The following is a 15,890-nucleotide window of genomic DNA, read 5'->3' as shown; positions in this document are numbered from 1 at the left end:
AGCGTCGATCATCCCCGACCGTCGTCAGGAGGTCCGGTGCGAATGTCCGAACCCGAAGCAACCCTCGCCGCGTTGATTCGGCGCATCCACGCTTTCCGGCTGGGTGATCCCGGTCCGGTCCTGGCTACGCAAGCGGTGGCCGAAGCCCGCAGCCTGCTGGATCGCGCCGCAGGCGTGTACGGCAGCCTCCCGATCCACGTAGCAGAGGTGGTGGCCTGGATGCATCTGTGTCGTCACCTGGCCTCGGGCGACGGACGGGGTCAGGAGGACCTGCATACTGCGATCAAGATGTTCGCCGTGGTCGCCGAGGTGAACCCGCAGGCGGTACCGGAACCGGTGCGCCAGTACCTGGCTGACGGCGTCACCGGCATCGATCCGGGTATTCAGGCTCAGGTCGCCACGCTCCTCGAAGAGGCGCAACAGCGCGGCGACCGGGTGGCACTGGAGCGCGCCGTCACGCTCCTGACCACCGCGGTGGCCGCCACGCCGGCCGGCCACCACGACCACGCCAGGTATCTGTCCTGTCTCGGCAGCGCGCTGCATCTACGGTTCCAGCTCGGCGGGGCCGATCCCGACCTCGACGAGGCGATCCGGCTTGGGCGGCAGGCCGTTGCGGCCACCCCCGCCGAACTCGTCGCCCACGCGGCGATGCTGTCCAACCTGGGCAACGCGCTACTGGATCGATTCGGGCGAACCGGTGTTGTGGCGGACCTGGACGAGGCCGTTGACGTTGGCCGCCGAGCCGCGGCCGCCTCCATCGGCGACCAGCACCATGTCGTCTGCCTGTCCAACCTTGGCGGCGCGCTGCTCACCCGGTTCGGTCACACGGGATCGATCGCGGACCTCGACGAGGCGATCGGCATCGCCCGGCAGGCCGTAGCGACCACCCCCACGCACCACCCCGACCACCCCAGGCGGCTGGCCAACCTCGGCAGTGCTCTGCGGACCCGGTCCGAGCGGACCGGGTCCGTCCCGGACCTGGACGAGGCGATCGACGTCGCGCGGCAGGCCGTGGCGACGACTCCGGCGCACCACCCGGACTACGCTGGCCGCCTGGCCAACCTCAGCCGAACGCTGAGAGTCCGATTCGAACGAGATGCCGGGACCGATGCCGACCTCGACGCGGCGATCCGCTTCGCGTGGGAGGCCGTAACAGCCACTCCCGCTGACCACCCGAAGCGCGCCACGCGCCTGTACCACCTGGGCGGAGCCCTGCTCGCCCGGTTCCACCGCACCGGGGCCGCGGCCGACCTGGATGAGGCCATCGGGTTGGGCCGGCAGGCGGTGGCCGCCACCCCGACCGATCACCGCGACCACACCGTCTTCCTGTCCGACCTCGGCAACGCGCTGGCCACTCGGTTCGAGCTCGTCGGCTCGGCTGCGGATCTGGAGGAGGCGATCCGTATCGCACGGCAGACGGTCCGGGCCACGCCCAGCGGCGACCCCGACCAGGCCAAGTACCTGTCGAACCTTGGAACCATGCTGCGCGCACGCTTCGAGCGTGCCGGGAGTGCTGCGGATCTGGACGAGGCGGTGCTCGTCGGCCGCGAGGCCGTGACAGTCTCCCCCGACGATCACCCCGTCCGCGCCACCTACCTGTCCAACCTCAGCGCGACCCTGACCAACCGGTTCGCGTACGCCGGCGCCGCCGATGACCTGAATGAAGCCGTGAGCGTGGGTCGGGAGGCGGTATCGGCCACCCCGACAGGTCACCCTCGCCGGACCGAACGCCTCTCCAACCTCGGTCTCGCGCTGCAGACGAGGTTCGAGCACACACGCTGCCTGTCGGACCTGAACGAGGCGGTGGTCGTAGGTCGGAAAGCGGTGACTGACACCCCCACCGACCACCCCAGCCACGCCCTGTTCCTGTCCAACCTCAGTACTGCGCTCCACCTGAGGTTCCAGCACTCGGGGGCCACGGCAGACGTGGTCGACGCGATGCGCGGGTGGAAGCTGGCAAGCAGGTCGCCGGTCGCGCCGATGCGGGTGCGCCTGAACACCGCGGGCCATCGGGCCCAGCTGCTCGCGGCTCAGCGGAGCCCCGCAGCGGCCGTTGAGGCCTACGCCGCGGCGGTGGAGCTGCTCCCCTTGCTGGCGTGGCGAGGACTCAGCCAGCGCGAGCAGCAGGACCTGCTGCGCCTGAACGCCGGCTCCTTGCCCCGCGACGGCGCCGCCTGCGCAATCGCCGCCCGCCTTCCCGATCGGACCGTCGAGCTGCTCGAGTGCGGCCGCGGCATCTACTGGTCGCAGCTGCTCGACACCCGGACCGATCTGACCTCGCTACGGCAGGTGGCGCCCGATCTGGCCGCACGTCTGCACCGATGCAGCGTCGCACTCGAACAGCACGCCCGGACGGACGTCGTCGGCTGACGATCGATGAGGAGGTGCGATGCCCGATTACTGGGACTTCCGGGTCGCCGAGGCGGTGGCGGTCATGCGACAGGTGCAAGCAGGTGCGGACCCCACGGCGCTGGATCACGCCATCGGCCTGCTGCGGCAGACCGTGGCGGCCACCGCACACGGCCATCCGAATCGCGCCATCCACCTACAGAACCTGAGCAGCGCGCTGATGTTGCGTTTCACGTTCACGGGTCTGCGAGCCGACATCGACGCCGCGGTCGACGCCGGGCTGGCGACCGTGGCTCAGGCCACGCGTGGCGACCCGCGGTTGGCCCAGTACCGGCATCAGCTCAACCGCATTCAACTCGAACGCATCAGACTCTTCGGCCTGCCCGACGACCTGGACGCCGCCATCGCCGTCCTGCGCGAGGTCGGCGACGAACCGGACCTTCAACCAGTGCAGCGCTCCATGCTGGCCGAGAGCCTGGGCGCTGCACTACACCGTCGGTTCCTGCGCGACCACGACCCGGGGGACCTGGACGCCGCCATCGCCGTCGGACGGACCGCCGTGGCGCACGCACCCGATCGACTTCAGGCGTTGTGCGAACTGGGCAACACTCTGTGTACCAGGATCCAGGTCCAGGAGTCGCTCGATGACATCAACGAGGCCACCGACCTGATCCGGCAGGCACTCGCGGCGGTTTCGCCGGACGACGCCGCCCGTGCGGCATTGTGGTTCAACCTGAGCTTCGCGCTGCGGACACGGTACGTGCACACCGACGACGCAGCGGACCTCGCCGCAGCGGTCGACGCGGCTCGCGACGCAGTGGCCGCCATCAACTCCGACCGCGGCGACCGCGGCTCGTACCTGGTCAATCTGGCGGCCCTCCTGCACATGCGGGCAGATCTGTTGGGCGGCGCCACCGACCTCGACGACGCGATCGCCTTGGGGCGGGAGGCGCTGATCGGGGGTGTCGACGGCCAGGAGTCGCAGACTCACCAGTACCATCTCGCCGCCGCTCTGATCACCCGGTTCGCGGCCCTCGGCCGCTTCGCGGACCTCGACGAGGCGTTGAACCTCCTCGACGGCGCGGCGCAGATCATCAGCCCCGACAAACCCGTGGACCGGGCGGCGGCGGTGTCCGCGCTCAGCATCGGGCTGCGTATCCGGTTCGAGTGCGGCGGCACCCTCCAGGATCTGGCTCGCTCGGTCGACCTGGCGCGCGAGGCGGCAGCCTGCCCGCTCCCTCCGGCCCACCGAGGAATGATGCTCGCCAATCTTTGCGCGAACCTGCGGCTCAGCGCGATGCACACCGGCGCACTGACCGAGATCGACGAGGCCGTCACCGCCGGCCGGGAGGCAACGGTGCTCCTGCGGGCACCGTCTTCGAAGGCGGCGAAGGCGATGGCCAACCTCGGCATCGCGCTGCGCACCAGATTCGAGCTGGCCGGGGCGCTGGGCGACCTCGACGACGCACTGGCCAAGCTGCAGGCCGCCCTATCGGCTGTACCCGCAGGCCATCCTGACCGGACCCGGTGGACGTCACATCTGGCCATCACGTACCAGATCCGGCATGCACGGCTCGGTGAGCTTGCCGACCTGAACCGGGCCATCCGCAACGGCGCCGACGCGATCGCCGCCACACCGGTCGGGCACTACGACCGGCCACCCATGCTCGACCAGGCCGCCACCGCCCTGCTGACCAGATTCGATCTCACCGCGGATCCCGCCGACCTGCACCGGGCGCTGGAGTATCTCACCGAGGCAATCACCACCAGCCCACCGAGCCATCCGCAGCGCGCCGGCTATGTCGGCAACCTCTCCATCGCCCGGCGGCTCCAGTTCGAACACCGCGGGCGGACCTCCGACCTGGACGACGCGATCAAGCTCGGCCGCGAGGCGTGTCGTACAGTCGGGCCACAGCACTCCATCCGGCCGGTCACCCTGATCAATCTCTGTGAGGCGCTCCAGCTGCGGTTCGAGCGCACCGGGCAGGCCGCCGACCTGAACGATGCGGTCCGCACCGGAGAGCAGGCCGTGGCTCAAGCGCCCGCGCACCATCCGGAACGCGCGGCTGCCCTGTACAGCCTGGGCCTGGCCCGGCGACTCCGGTTCAGGCACGCCGCGCGCCGACAGGACGCCGATGCCGCCACACAGGCATGGCGCGAGGCAGCAGACACCGTGACGGGCGCCGTGGAGATCCGACTCCTCGCCGCCTACCAGCGGGCGCAGCTCGCAGCTTCGTCCCCACACGAGCCGTGGTCGGCCGTCGCGGACGGGTACGCAACGGCGGTGCGGCTGCTGCCGCTGCTGGCCTGGCACGGCACGGCACGCGTCAGCCAACAGCGGACCCTGGCGAACTGGCCGACGCTCGCCAACGACGCCGCCGCCTGTGTGCTGGCCGCCGCTGACCCGGGATGGGCGCTGGAGCTGCTGGAGCAGGGACGGACCGTGCTGTGGACGCAACTACTCAACGCCCGGGCGGACCGCGCCGCGCTCGGCGTTGCCGCTCCACGGTTGGCGGCCGCGCTCGAACGCATCCGGGACGAGCTCGACCGGACCACCGGCGTGGTGCCGACCCAGGCGAGTGGGTCCTGACTCTCGACCCGCGACGGCCGCGACCGGGCAACTCCACTGCTGACCGCTGGACTGACGGCCGGCCGTCTCGTCGGCGTCGACGACCGCGAAGTAGACCATCCAGTGGTTCGGCAGGCCCGGCGGCCACATGTCGCCGCGACCCAGACCGGCATGCCGGGTGAGCTGGTCGCCATGTCCGTCGATCCTTCCACCCGGGTGTGACGTCGCCCCGATTCCGCCCTCGGCGGCGAGCTTGCATCGGCTTTCTTACACACCCTCGCCTGCCCGCCGTCGAGCCTGCCAAGATGCCCTCAGAAAGATCGTGAAGTGTCTCTCAGCTCCGGTCGTAGCCCGAGCACCCGTGCTGGTCACGCCACGTGGCCGTGTCCCGGGTGCCCGGCGTTTGGCAGCGACACTGGCGGGAGGGCCGGTGGGGGGTACGTCGACAACTCAGGCCCGGCACGTGCGCGTCGAGGTACTGCACCGCTTCCGCGTGCTGGTCGACGGACGGTTCATCGCGCTGTCCGAGGGCAGTCAACGGCTGATCGGCTGCCTGGCCGTCGCCGATCAACCCCGCCCTCGGACCACCCTGGCCGGAACACTGTGGCCGGAACGCAGCGAGCGCGACGCGCACGCGTCGCTGCGGCAGGCGCTGTGGCGGCTCAACCGGCACGTGTCCGGGTTGCTGGAGCAGGAGAACCAGCACATCGGGCTGGCCCGGGGCACCGAGGTCGACCTGCACGAGATCTACCGGCTCTCCGACGCGGTCTCCGAGAGCGAGCCGAGAGTGAACCGGCAGGCGGTACGCCTCCTGGAGGGCGACCTGCTGCCGGAGTGGTCGTACGACTGGTTGGACGGTCACCGCGAGTCGCTGCGCCAGGTGCGCCTGCACACGCTGGAGGCACTCGCGCGCAACGACCTCAACGCGGGCCGTACCGCCACCGCCCTGGTGGCCGCGCTCGCCGCGGTGGGCCTCGACCAGTTGCGGGAGAGCGCCCAACGGATCGTGATCGCCGCACACCTCGCCGAAGGCAACACGGCGGAGGCGGTCCGCCAGTACGTCCGCTTCCGCGACCTGTTGTGGGAAGAGCTGCAGCTGCGGCCCAGCCGGCAGCTCCAGGAGATGCTGCCCGAAGGGGCCAGCTGACCCACCCGCACCCGCCCGGCTGATAGTTCGGTCCACCACGCGGGCGATCCTTCCTGCCCGTTCGGCCGTCGCCGGCTCCGCGTACCGTCCCGAGCCGGGGTGCCGGCTGTCCGTTCGAACCTCGGCGCAGGCGTCAGCGGAGACGCGCCGACAACGCGCGCGCGACGGCTCGACAACGCGGGCGCGACGGCCCGGCCACGATCGGGAGACGGGCCGACGACGATCGACGGCGAGAATCCGCCCATGAGCGTGCAGACGACATACCCCGGCGTGTACGTCCTCGAACGTCCGTCCGGCAGCCACGCGATCACCGGTGTGTCGACGTCGTTGACCGCGTTCGTCGGCGCCGCCCGCAAGGGCCCGGGCGACACCCCCGTGCCGGTGTCCAGCTTCGCCGACTATCTGCGGCGGTTCGGCGACGTGATGGACACCGCGCAGCCGATGGGTCACGCCGTCGGGCAGTTCTTCGTCAACGGCGGCGCCCAGGCCGTCGTGGTCCGGGCGCTCGGGGCGGGCGCGGCCGCGGCGACACTGGCCCTGCCCGCCGTGAACGGGCTGACGGTGACCCTCACGGCCCGCTCGCGCGGGGCGTACGCCAACGGCAGCGGCGCCGGGACGACCGGGCAGACCGGCCTCTTCGCCCAGGTGAAGGCGGCCGACGACTTCCCGTCCGACCGGTTCAACCTGGAGCTCACCGAGTGGACGCCCGGCGTCGGCGGCGGGCCCGCGACGGTGACCGTCAAGGAGGTCTGGCGGGAGCTGTCGATGTCCCCCGCCAGCACCCGTTACCTGGTGTCGGTGCTCAACGCCAGCACCCTGGTCACCGCCCAGGTCACCGGCACGCCGGCGCCCGCGCCCTCGGCCGGGACGTCCACCGGGGCGCTGAGCCCCGCCAACGTCACGGTGACCGGCAAGGCGTTACGACTCTCGGTCGACCAGGGCCCGGCGAACGACTACGTCCTCTTCCCGACCGAGGACCCGCCCGTCTCGCACACCCTCGCGCAGGTCCGTGACCACATCAACGCGCCCGGTTCGATCTGGCCGGTGACCGCCAGCGTGTCCGGCGGCAAGCTCGTGCTGACCAGCAAGACCAGCGACCTGGACAGTGCGGTCGTGGTCGGGCTGAGCGGGCTGAACGACGCGTCGGCCGACCTCGGCCTGGGCGTGGCCCGCGGCGGCGTCGAGGTCAGTGCGAGCGCGCCGTACCGGCCGGCCGCCGCCGCGGCGGCGCCACTGGCCGGCGGCTCCGACGGGGCGACCGTCGGCGCGAACGAGATCGTGTCGGCCACCGCCGGCCAGGGCCTGCTCGCCCTGGACACGTTGGACTTTCCCCGGTTCAACCTGCTCTGCCTGCCGGGCGTGACGACCGCGGACACCGCCTCGATCAACACGGCGCTGGACTACTGCCGCCGGCAGAACGCGTTCCTCGTGATCGACCCGGCGCCGGGGCTGAACCCGGCGCAGCTGAAGACCGCCGCGAACCTGCTGCGGGCGCAGGGCGCCCACGGCGCGGTCTACTGGCCCCGGCTGGTCACCGTCGACGGCGGCGCGGACGGGTGGGGTCCCAGCGGCGCGGTCGCCGGGATCATGGCCCGCACCGACGCGTCGCGCGGGGTGTGGAAGGCCCCGGCGGGGCTGGAGGCCGGCATCGCCGGAGCGGTCGGGCTCACCGCCCCGACCAACGACGACGTCTCCGGCGCGCTGAACCCGCTCGGGCTCAACGTACTGCGCACCTTCCCCGGCGTCGGCATGGTGGTGTGGGGCGCCCGGACCCTCGCCGGCAGCGACGTCCTCTCCAGCGACTCCAAGTACGTCCCGGTCCGCCGGCTCACCGACTACATCTCGGCCAGCCTCTACCTGGGAACGCAGTTCGCCGTCTTCGAGCCGAACGACCCGGACCTCTGGGCGCAGCTGCGCCTGGCGGTCGGGGGCTTCATGCGCGGGCTGTTCCGGCAGGGCGCGTTCCAGCAGTCCGAGAAGCACGCCGAGTCGGACAGCTTCTTCGTCGTCTGCGACTCGTCGGTCAACCCGCAGACCGAGATCGACAACGGCCGGGTCAACGTCGTGGTCGGGTTCGCCCCGCTCAAGCCCGCCGAGTTCGTGATCATCACCATCACCCAGCTGAGCCAGGCGGGAGAGTGACATGGCCGAGTTCAGCGTGAACCCCACGCGCTTCGACCCGTACAAGAGCCACATGTTCCGCGTCCGGTGGGACGGCGTGTACGTGGCGGGGTTGTCGAAGATGTCCCCGCTGAAGCGGTCGACGGCACCGGTCACGCACCGGGTCGGCGGTGACCCCGGCCACGACCGCAAGAGCCCGGGCCTGACCACGTACGACGCGGTCACCCTGGAACGTGGCGTCACGCACGACCTCGCCTTCGAAGCCTGGGCGAACAAGGTCTCCAGCCTGCGCCAGCCGGGCATCTCGTTGCGGGACTTCCGCAAGGACCTCATCGTCGACGTGTTCAACGAGGCGAACCAGAAGGTGCTCAGCTACAAACTGTTCCGCTGCTGGGTCTCCGAGTACCAGGCGCTGCCCGCGCTGGACGCCGCCACGGCAGTGGTCGCCATCCAGAGCATCAAGCTGGAGCTGGAGGGCTGGGAGCGCGACACGTCGGTCACCGAGCCCGCCGAGCAGAGTGTCTGAGGCGGGCCCGGTCATGTCGGCGGCACCCGGTCTGGCGCGGCTGGTCGCCGCGCTCGACGACGGCGACGGCCTCCTCGCGCAGGCCGTCGCCGTGCTGCGCGCCGCCGCACCCGAGCCCGACCCGGCGCACCTGCCGGCCAGCGCCGCCGACCGGCAACTGCTCGCCGTGCACGAGCGCGCGGTGGGCCGTCCGCTCGAACTCACCGTCGCCTGCCCGGGCTGCGGCGCGCTGACCACCCTGCCGCTCGGCCGGGCCGACGTCGGCGAGCACCACCCGCGCAGCGCCTGGTGCTCGCCCGGGGTCGGCGTACGCGAGCCCAGTTACGCGGACCTGCTCGCCGCCCGGGGCGACCCGCACCGGCTGCTCGCGCTGTGCCGGGTCGGCGAGGGTGCCACGCTCGACGACCTGGCCCGCGTCGAGGGGTCGCTGTGCGGACCGCTGCGTTCGTCGTGCTGCGACTGCGGTGGGCCGCTGGAGGTGGACGTCGACGTGGTCGCACTGGTGCTGCGGGCGCTCAGCGGCCTACGGGTCGACATCGACCGGGAGGTGCACCTGCTCGCCTCCCGGTACGGCTGGGAACTCGCGGTGATCGAATCGCTGCCGGACGAGCGTCGTCGCCGCCTGGCCGCCCTGGTCGCGGAGACGACGCCGTGAGCGTGCCGCCGGCCGTCGCGCGGCTGGTCGCCCGCGCTACCCGGCCCCCGGTCACCGTCGACTCGCCGCTCGCCGCCCACCTGGACGACGCCGGGACCGCACTCCCGGCCGTAGCCCTACCGCCGGTGCCCCACCTGTCAACGGCGGCACCGCCGGTCCCCCGCCCGTCCCGCGAGTCTCCGCCGGCCGCGTCCCCGAACGATCACCCGGCCGAGCCGCCGAACGACCACCATCGGGCGGGAACGTCGTCGCCGGCCCGGCCCGCCGTACCGCGCCCGGGCACGCCGGCCCCGGCCCCACCCCTGTCGTCCCCGGCACGCCGGTCTCCGCCGGCTGATCCGGCCGGGTTGCCGGCTCCGGGCGCGACCGACCGGACGGCGCCCCGTCCGGTCGGTGGGCCGCCGACGGCGCCGGCACCGGTCGTCGACCCCACCGTCGCGGACGTCGAGGGGATCCCGGCCGCGTCGCCCACCGGCGCGCCCGCCCGACCCGATGTCGCCGGCTGGCCGGACCAACCGGAGGGCAGCGCTGCGTCGGCGCCGCCGGCGGCCCGACCCGCCGCGCTGATCCGCACGCCCGAGGTCGCGGCGGTGCCGACCGACCCCACCGTCCCCACCCCGACCCCGGCGGCACCCAGGCCGGGCACGCCGGCGCCGGAGCGCACGACGCCGCCGGTCGGCGCCCCGGCGCCCCACGACACGGTGAAACCCGCCCCCGTGCCACCGGTACAGATCGGACGCATCGAGATCCAGGTCGCCCCGCCACCCACCGAGATCGACCCGTTCAGCGGCTGCCGCGCGCTGGAAGAGGGCGTCACCGCCCGGCGAGGGGGTGGCTGGTGAGCCTGTTCAGCCCCGGACCGCCCGTGCTGGCCGGCGTGGACGAGGTGCTCCGTGTGCTGACCACCGAGGCACTGAAGGGACTGGCCACTCCGGTCGGGGTCAGCGTCGGGCCGCTCGACCGCCCGGTCGACGGACCCCGGCTCAACTGGTTCCTCTACCGGATCGAGCCGGCGCCCGCGTACGCCAACATGGAGTCGCCGCAGCACGGCTGGCGGACCCGGCGCGGCCGCCCGCCGCTCGCGCTCACGCTGCACTACCTGCTCACCGCCGACGCCGGTGAGCTGACCGAGAGCGGCACCGAGGACGACGTGGTGCACGCCGCCCTCTCCGCGCTCATGTCGGCGCTGCACGAGAACGGGATCTTCGGCGCGGACACTCCGGTCGCGACCGGCCCCGACCGCGCCGTCACCGACGTCGCGGGCGCGTTGGAAGGCATGGTCGAACCCCTGCGGATAACCATCGAGCAGGTGCCGATGGAGACGATCACCGCGCTGTGGAACACCGGCTCGCACGCGCTGCGGCTGTCGATCGGCTACCAGGTCAGCCTGGTCACCGTGCCGGCGCTGACGGCGTACGCGCCGGGGCCGCCGGTGCGCGCCCGCCGGGTCGGCGTGGCACCGTCGCCCGCGCCGGTCGTCGACGACGTCCGGCCGGCGGTGGCCTGGTTCGACCAGGCTCTCACCGTACGGGCGCACGGCGTGACCGACCAGCGCCAGGTGACGTTGGGCCGGCTACCCGGCGATCCGGACGATCCCACCGACGGGCGTCCCGACCCGGCCACCACGCCCAGCACCGGGCCGTGGCGGCTCACCGCCAGTCCGGCACCGGGCGGCCTCACCGTGCACCTGCCCAACGGTGAACTCGTCCCTGGCGCCCGGCCCCTCGTGGTCACCAACCTCGCCGACGGGTTGGCGGCCGGCACCGGGTCCGCGACGGTGACGGTGGTGCCGGTCGTCGTGTCCGCCGCCGCGCCGCTGGCCTCCGGCGCCACGGCGACGCTGACGGTGCGGCACGTCACCGACGGCGGTCAGGCGTTCTTCGCCGGGCGGGCGGTGCCGTACACGGCACTGTCGGCGACCTCGATCCAGGTCGTCGTGCCCGCCCTGCCGCCCGACGCGCCCGGCGCGACGGTCCCGGTGAGCCTGCGGTGCGGCACGGTCGCCGGGCCGGCGACGGAGCTGGCGGTGGCGCCGTGAGCACCGCGACGGCCGAGGCGCCCGCCCGGGGGACACCCTCGGCGCTGACCGACCCGCGGCTGCTCGCCTGGCGGCACCTCTTCGTCTCCGGAGCCGCCGAGGTGCTGCGCCGCTACCGCGAGGCGTGGGCCGACCCGACGCTGGACGACGCGACCCGCGCGGTCGCCGCCGTCGGTGTCGTCGACCCGCGCGCCCGCGTCGCGCTGCTGCCGCTGCCGGCCGAGGGCGAGTTCGCCGAGCTGGTCCGGGTCACCGGCATCGACGCCGCCGCCGAGGCGGTACTCGCGGTGGCCTGGTGGGCGGCGGTCGAGCCGCAGGTGGCGATCGTCTGCGGCTGCGTGCACGACGACGCCGGCCGCCGCCGGCCGAGCCTCGGCCTGCTCGCGCACGTCCTCGCCGGTGTGGGCGTGACCGTGCCGCTGACCGTCGGCGCCACCCACCCCCTGGTCCGCGGCGGGCTGCTGGACGTCCTGGTCGACCCCGACGCCCCGATCCGGCTGCCCACCACCACCGTCGCCGCGATCGCCGGCCAACGCCCCGCACCACCCGCCCCCGTCGGGGTCGCGCCGCGGGTCGCCGCCGCCGCGACGCGGATCGCCGCGCTGCTCGACGCGGGCGTCCCCGTGCTGGTCCGCTGCGAGGTGCCCGACGATCGTGCGCCGGTGCGCGACGCCGTGGCAGCGCGGCTCGGCATCGCGCCGGCTCCCGGGGTACGGCCGCCGGCGGTCGCCCGGCTGCTGCTGCGCCTCCGGCACGAGCTCCCGGCGGTCCTCCTCGAGCCGGGCGACGCGTTGCCCGACGGGACGGTTCTCGCGCTGGGCGGCGCGGACGAGCCGGGCCCGCCCGGCTGGCACCTCGTCGAGCTGGCCGCGCCACCGCTGGCCGTGGCCGAACAGGTCTGGCGACGCGCGCTGCGGCAGGCCGGCGTCGCCGTGAACCCGGACGAGCTGGCCGACCTGGTCGGACGGCTGCCGCTGGCCGAGCCGGCGATAGCCGCCGTGGTGGAGCGGGCCCGCGTGGCGGCGGCCGTGGACGGCCGGGCCGCGACGGCCCGGGACGTGAGCGCCGCACTGCGGTCCCAACCCCGCCACGACCCGGGTGGGCTCGCCCGCCGGCTGCCGCCGACGACCACCCTCGACGACCTGGTCCTCCCCCCGGCGACCCTCGCCGCGGTACGCGACGTGGTCGCGCACGCGCGCCACTCCCCCGCCGCGCACGACCGGCTGGGGCTGACCGGCCGGTTGGGCCGGGCCGTCATCGCGCTGTTCCACGGGCCGTCCGGCACCGGCAAGACCGCCGCGGCCGAGGCGGTCGCCGCGGCGATCGACCGTGACCTGTGGGTCGTCGATCTGGCCCGGGTGGTGACCAAGTGGCTGGGCGAGACCCAACGCAATCTCGACAGCGTGCTGCGCGACGCGGCGGTGGCCGGCGCGGTGCTGCTCTTCGACGAGGCGGACGGGCTGTTCGGCAAGCGAGGCGACGTCACCGACGCCCGGGACCGCTACGCCAACCTGGAGATCGACCACCTCTTGCAGCGCATCGAGGTGCACGCCGGCGTGGTCGTGCTGACCAGCAACCGTCCGTCCGCGCTGGACGAGGCGTTCGCCCGCCGGATCCGGCTCGCCGTCCGGTTCGACCTGCCCGACCACGGCGAGCGGGAACGGATCTGGCGCCGCCACCTGCCCGACGTCGACACCGCGGCGGTCGCCCGCGAGGAGCTGTCCGGGGCCACCATCCGGGCCGCCGCGCTGGCCGCCACGGTCAGCGCCATCGCCGCGGGCACGGCGGTGCGGGCCGAGCACCTGCACGCCGCCGTCCGCCGCGAGTTGGAGAAGAGCCGCCGTCCACCCACCGCCCGGAGGCCCCGGTGACCGACATCCACGTGAACGTCGACCAGCCGCCCGAACCGGGTCTGCTTCGCGCCGCCATCGAGGCCGCGTTGGCCGGCCGGGCCTGGCCGGACGGGCCGGAGGCGGCCGTCGCGCGAGCCGTCGCGGACCACGTCACCGGCACCGACCACGGACCGAGGAGCAGGTCATGTTGATGCGCGGGATGCTGCTGTCCTTCTCCGACCCGGTGGCGGGCATGGTGCCGAGCCTGGTGCCGTTCCAGTACAACCCGGCCGAGGTGACCCGGGTACTGCGGGTGCAGCGCGGTGAGTCCGGCGGGTCCGGGCTCCGGGTGGGCGGACCGCCGGTGGAGTCGTACACCTTGAAGATCGAACTCGACGCGCTGGACGCGATCGACAAGCCGATCACCGGCTCGCTCGGCATCGGACCGCTGCTGGCGACCATCGAAGGGCTGCTCGAGCCGGGCGGCGGCGGGTTGGCCGCGCTGGTCGGGGCGATCACCGGCGCACTCGGCGGCGGTGCAGGCCCCGCGCCGGTGCCCGCACCGTCGCTGCCGCTGGTGGTACTCGCCTGGAGCCTGGAGCGGATCGTCCCGGTCCGGGTGGACAGCTGCACCATCCACGAGACCGGCTTCGACGCGATGTTGCAGCCCGTGCAGGCCACCGTGGACCTGTCGCTGACCGTGCTGCGCAGCCGGGACCTCAGCCCGGACCTGAAGCTGGCGAACGTGCTGGCGACGGCCTACCAGGCGGTACGCACCGCCAGTGCCACCGTCGGCATCGCCCAGGGCGTGGAGTTGATGCTGTGACCGGCCGGTACGCGGACCAGCCGCAGCTGGACGTGGCGCAGGACGACGGCACGACGCGGCCGATGTCGACGCCGCGGATCAGCGTCGCGCCGAGGGCCGACGTGGTGTACCCCGTCCGCGCCGGCGACCGGCTCGACCTGCTCGCGGCGGCGGCGTTGAACGACAGCACCCGGTGGTGGGTGATCGCCGACGCCAACCCGGCCGCCGACGCGCTCGCCCTGGAGGAGCCGGGGACGATGCTGGCGGTGCCCGATGCCTGAGACGCGCACCGTGATCACGGTCGACGGGAATCCGCTGACCGCGCACCAGCTGGAGCTGGTGCAGAGCGTCAGCGTCGAGGAGTCGCTCGGCAGCCCGGACAAGGCCAGCGTCACCGTCGCGATGGACACCGACAACAACAGCGCGTGGCACAGTTCGCTGGACGCGCTGGTCGCGCCGGCCACCCCGTTCACCGTGCGGGTGGGCCGGGGCGGGGCCAGCTTCGAGATCGACGCCCGCAGCGTGAGCGCGAACTGGAACTTCACGCCCGGCGGGCGGTCCACGTTGACCGTGGAGGGGATGGACCGCAGCGTCGAGATGGACCGCCGCGACGTGCAGCGGCTGTGGCAGGACACCACCGACTCGACGATCGCGCGGACGCTGTTCACGCAGTACGGCCTGGCCGCGCAGGTCGAGTCCACCCCGGCCGGGACGGACTCGGCCACCTACTCGCCGCAGCAGAGCGCCACCGACTGGGCCTTCCTGCGGGGCCTGGCCGGGCGCAACGGGTTCGACCTGCACGTCGAGTCGATCGGCGGAGTGGTCACCGGGGTGTTCAAACGGATCGACCCGACGGCGGCGGCGCAGACCACCATCCGGCTGGGCTACGGCGAGCTCGGCGGCCGGGCCACCGCGTCGGTGCAGCTGCTCGCCGGTCAGGAGGTGCACCTCACCCGTGCCGTCCCGGGAACCACCGACACCGACGTGGCCAGCGACCCGGGCACCGGGCACGCGATGGGCCCGCGGTCGCTCGGCGGGGCCACCCTGATCCGTACCCACGCTGCGGCCGGCATCAGCGTGCTGGACGCTCGGACGACCGCCACGGCGATGGCCGAGCGCAGTGCGTTCGGCGCGTCGCTGTCCACCACGCTGACCGCCCCCGACATGCCGCTGGTCCGCGCCCGCCGCACCATCACCGTCGCCGGGCTCGGCCCGACGCTGGACGGGCTGTGGCTGGTCAAGTCGGTGCGGCACACCATCACCGCCGGCGGGCACAGCCAGGCGTTGGGCCTGATCCGCAACGCCCTGGGCGGCGGCCCGGCAGGTGCCGGCGGGCTGGCCGCCCTCGCCGCGGGGGTGGCGCTGTGAACGCCGCCCACGTCGGGCTGTTCCCCGGCACGGTGCACGACAACGACGACCCGGAGAAGAAGTGCCGGATCAAGGTGGTCGTCCCGGAGCTGCTGGACGGCCCGACCGGCTGGTGCCTGCCCGCACTGCCGTACGCGGGGGACGGCTGCGGCTTCGCGTTGGTCCCCCCGGTCGGCGCGGCCGTGCTGGTGCAGTGGCCGCGCGGCGACCTGTCCGCGCAGCCGGTCTGGTCGGGCGCGAACTGGAGCGCCGGCAAGGCGGTGGCGGGTGCCGGGCCGAACACGGTCGTGCTGCTCACCCCGGGCGGGCACCGGCTCGAACTGTCCGACGAGGAGGGCGCGCTGACCGTCACCTGCTCGGCGGGCCCGGTCATCACGCTCGATGACGACGGCGTGCGGATCGACAACGGGTCGGGCGCGACCATCGTCATGCAGAACGGGCAGGTCGACATCAACGACGGCGCCCTGGTGGTGAGGTGAC

General features: G+C 73.4%; 14 protein-coding genes. All 14 read left to right on the top strand.

Going from position 1 to position 15,890, the window contains the following annotated elements; translation table 11 throughout:
- Positions 1 to 42: 42 nt before the first annotated feature.
- The 14 genes from ACN26Y_RS18655 to ACN26Y_RS18590 all read left to right on the top strand — a co-directional run bounded on the left by ACN26Y_RS18655 (position 43) and on the right by ACN26Y_RS18590 (position 15,889).
- A complete protein-coding gene (locus tag ACN26Y_RS18655) occupies positions 43 to 2,370 on the top strand; it encodes a tetratricopeptide repeat protein (protein ID WP_422733138.1) in 2,328 nt (775 codons plus the stop codon).
- A gap of 19 nt (positions 2,371 to 2,389) precedes the next feature.
- Entirely contained in the window at positions 2,390 to 4,939 is a 2,550-nt protein-coding gene (locus ACN26Y_RS18650; protein WP_422733137.1) for a hypothetical protein, read from the top strand.
- 442 nt (positions 4,940 to 5,381) lie between these two features.
- Positions 5,382 to 6,065 (top strand): AfsR/SARP family transcriptional regulator, encoded by a 684-nt coding sequence (locus ACN26Y_RS18645; protein ID WP_196255621.1) that lies wholly within the window; start codon positions 5,382 to 5,384, stop codon positions 6,063 to 6,065.
- Positions 6,066 to 6,308: 243 nt separating this feature from the next.
- Positions 6,309 to 8,207 (top strand): phage tail sheath subtilisin-like domain-containing protein, encoded by a 1,899-nt coding sequence (locus ACN26Y_RS18640; RefSeq protein ID WP_155331511.1) that lies wholly within the window; start codon positions 6,309 to 6,311, stop codon positions 8,205 to 8,207.
- 1 nt (position 8,208) lies between these two features.
- A complete protein-coding gene (locus ACN26Y_RS18635; protein WP_111134925.1) occupies positions 8,209 to 8,712 on the top strand; it encodes a phage tail protein in 504 nt (167 codons plus the stop codon).
- Positions 8,713 to 8,725: 13 nt separating this feature from the next.
- The gene (locus ACN26Y_RS18630) at positions 8,726 to 9,367 is read left to right on the top strand and encodes a hypothetical protein (protein ID WP_155331510.1); all 642 of its coding nucleotides are present in this window, start codon (positions 8,726 to 8,728) and stop codon (positions 9,365 to 9,367) included.
- A complete protein-coding gene (locus ACN26Y_RS18625) occupies positions 9,364 to 10,209 on the top strand; it encodes a hypothetical protein (RefSeq protein ID WP_155331509.1) in 846 nt (281 codons plus the stop codon). Before ACN26Y_RS18630 ends, ACN26Y_RS18625 begins: the two co-directional genes overlap by 4 nt.
- Complete coding sequence (locus ACN26Y_RS18620; RefSeq protein WP_422733136.1) at positions 10,206 to 11,405, top strand: DUF4255 domain-containing protein; 1,200 nt, start codon at positions 10,206 to 10,208, stop codon at positions 11,403 to 11,405. Before ACN26Y_RS18625 ends, ACN26Y_RS18620 begins: the two co-directional genes overlap by 4 nt.
- Positions 11,402 to 13,276, top strand: coding sequence for an ATP-binding protein (locus ACN26Y_RS18615; RefSeq protein WP_422733135.1), 1,875 nt, complete (start codon positions 11,402 to 11,404; stop codon positions 13,274 to 13,276). Before ACN26Y_RS18620 ends, ACN26Y_RS18615 begins: the two co-directional genes overlap by 4 nt.
- Entirely contained in the window at positions 13,273 to 13,449 is a 177-nt protein-coding gene (locus tag ACN26Y_RS18610; RefSeq protein WP_155331506.1) for a hypothetical protein, read from the top strand. The genes ACN26Y_RS18615 and ACN26Y_RS18610 overlap by 4 nt, the downstream gene beginning before the upstream one ends.
- A complete protein-coding gene (locus tag ACN26Y_RS18605; RefSeq protein WP_366599715.1) occupies positions 13,443 to 14,063 on the top strand; it encodes a hypothetical protein in 621 nt (206 codons plus the stop codon). Before ACN26Y_RS18610 ends, ACN26Y_RS18605 begins: the two co-directional genes overlap by 7 nt.
- Positions 14,060 to 14,323: a hypothetical protein gene (locus tag ACN26Y_RS18600; RefSeq protein ID WP_155331504.1), complete on the top strand. Its 264-nt coding sequence runs from the start codon at positions 14,060 to 14,062 to the stop codon at positions 14,321 to 14,323. The genes ACN26Y_RS18605 and ACN26Y_RS18600 overlap by 4 nt, the downstream gene beginning before the upstream one ends.
- Positions 14,316 to 15,410: a phage late control D family protein gene (locus ACN26Y_RS18595; protein WP_422733134.1), complete on the top strand. Its 1,095-nt coding sequence runs from the start codon at positions 14,316 to 14,318 to the stop codon at positions 15,408 to 15,410. The genes ACN26Y_RS18600 and ACN26Y_RS18595 overlap by 8 nt, the downstream gene beginning before the upstream one ends.
- Positions 15,407 to 15,889 carry a phage baseplate assembly protein V gene (locus ACN26Y_RS18590; RefSeq protein WP_155331502.1) on the top strand — a complete coding sequence of 161 codons (483 nt, stop codon included), beginning with the start codon at positions 15,407 to 15,409 and terminating at the stop codon, positions 15,887 to 15,889. The genes ACN26Y_RS18595 and ACN26Y_RS18590 overlap by 4 nt, the downstream gene beginning before the upstream one ends.
- The last annotated feature ends 1 nt before the right edge of the window (position 15,890 follow it).

Origin of the sequence: Micromonospora sp. WMMD558 (assembly GCF_049315255.1) — a bacterium.
Lineage (GTDB): Bacteria > Actinomycetota > Actinomycetes > Mycobacteriales > Micromonosporaceae > Micromonospora.
Note: the sequence above shows the minus strand (reverse complement) of the source record. Positions and strands in the feature narration are given on the sequence as shown.

Coding starts and splice junctions, on each gene's coding strand:
- ACN26Y_RS18640 (WP_155331511.1), top strand. CDS start 6,309: ATGAGCGTGCAGACGACATACCCCGGCGTGTACGTCCTCGAACGTCCG.
- ACN26Y_RS18595 (WP_422733134.1), top strand. CDS start 14,316: ATGCCTGAGACGCGCACCGTGATCACGGTCGACGGGAATCCGCTGACC.
- ACN26Y_RS18635 (WP_111134925.1), top strand. CDS start 8,209: ATGGCCGAGTTCAGCGTGAACCCCACGCGCTTCGACCCGTACAAGAGC.
- ACN26Y_RS18630 (WP_155331510.1), top strand. CDS start 8,726: ATGTCGGCGGCACCCGGTCTGGCGCGGCTGGTCGCCGCGCTCGACGAC.
- ACN26Y_RS18655 (WP_422733138.1), top strand. CDS start 43: ATGTCCGAACCCGAAGCAACCCTCGCCGCGTTGATTCGGCGCATCCAC.
- ACN26Y_RS18650 (WP_422733137.1), top strand. CDS start 2,390: ATGCCCGATTACTGGGACTTCCGGGTCGCCGAGGCGGTGGCGGTCATG.
- ACN26Y_RS18605 (WP_366599715.1), top strand. CDS start 13,443: ATGTTGATGCGCGGGATGCTGCTGTCCTTCTCCGACCCGGTGGCGGGC.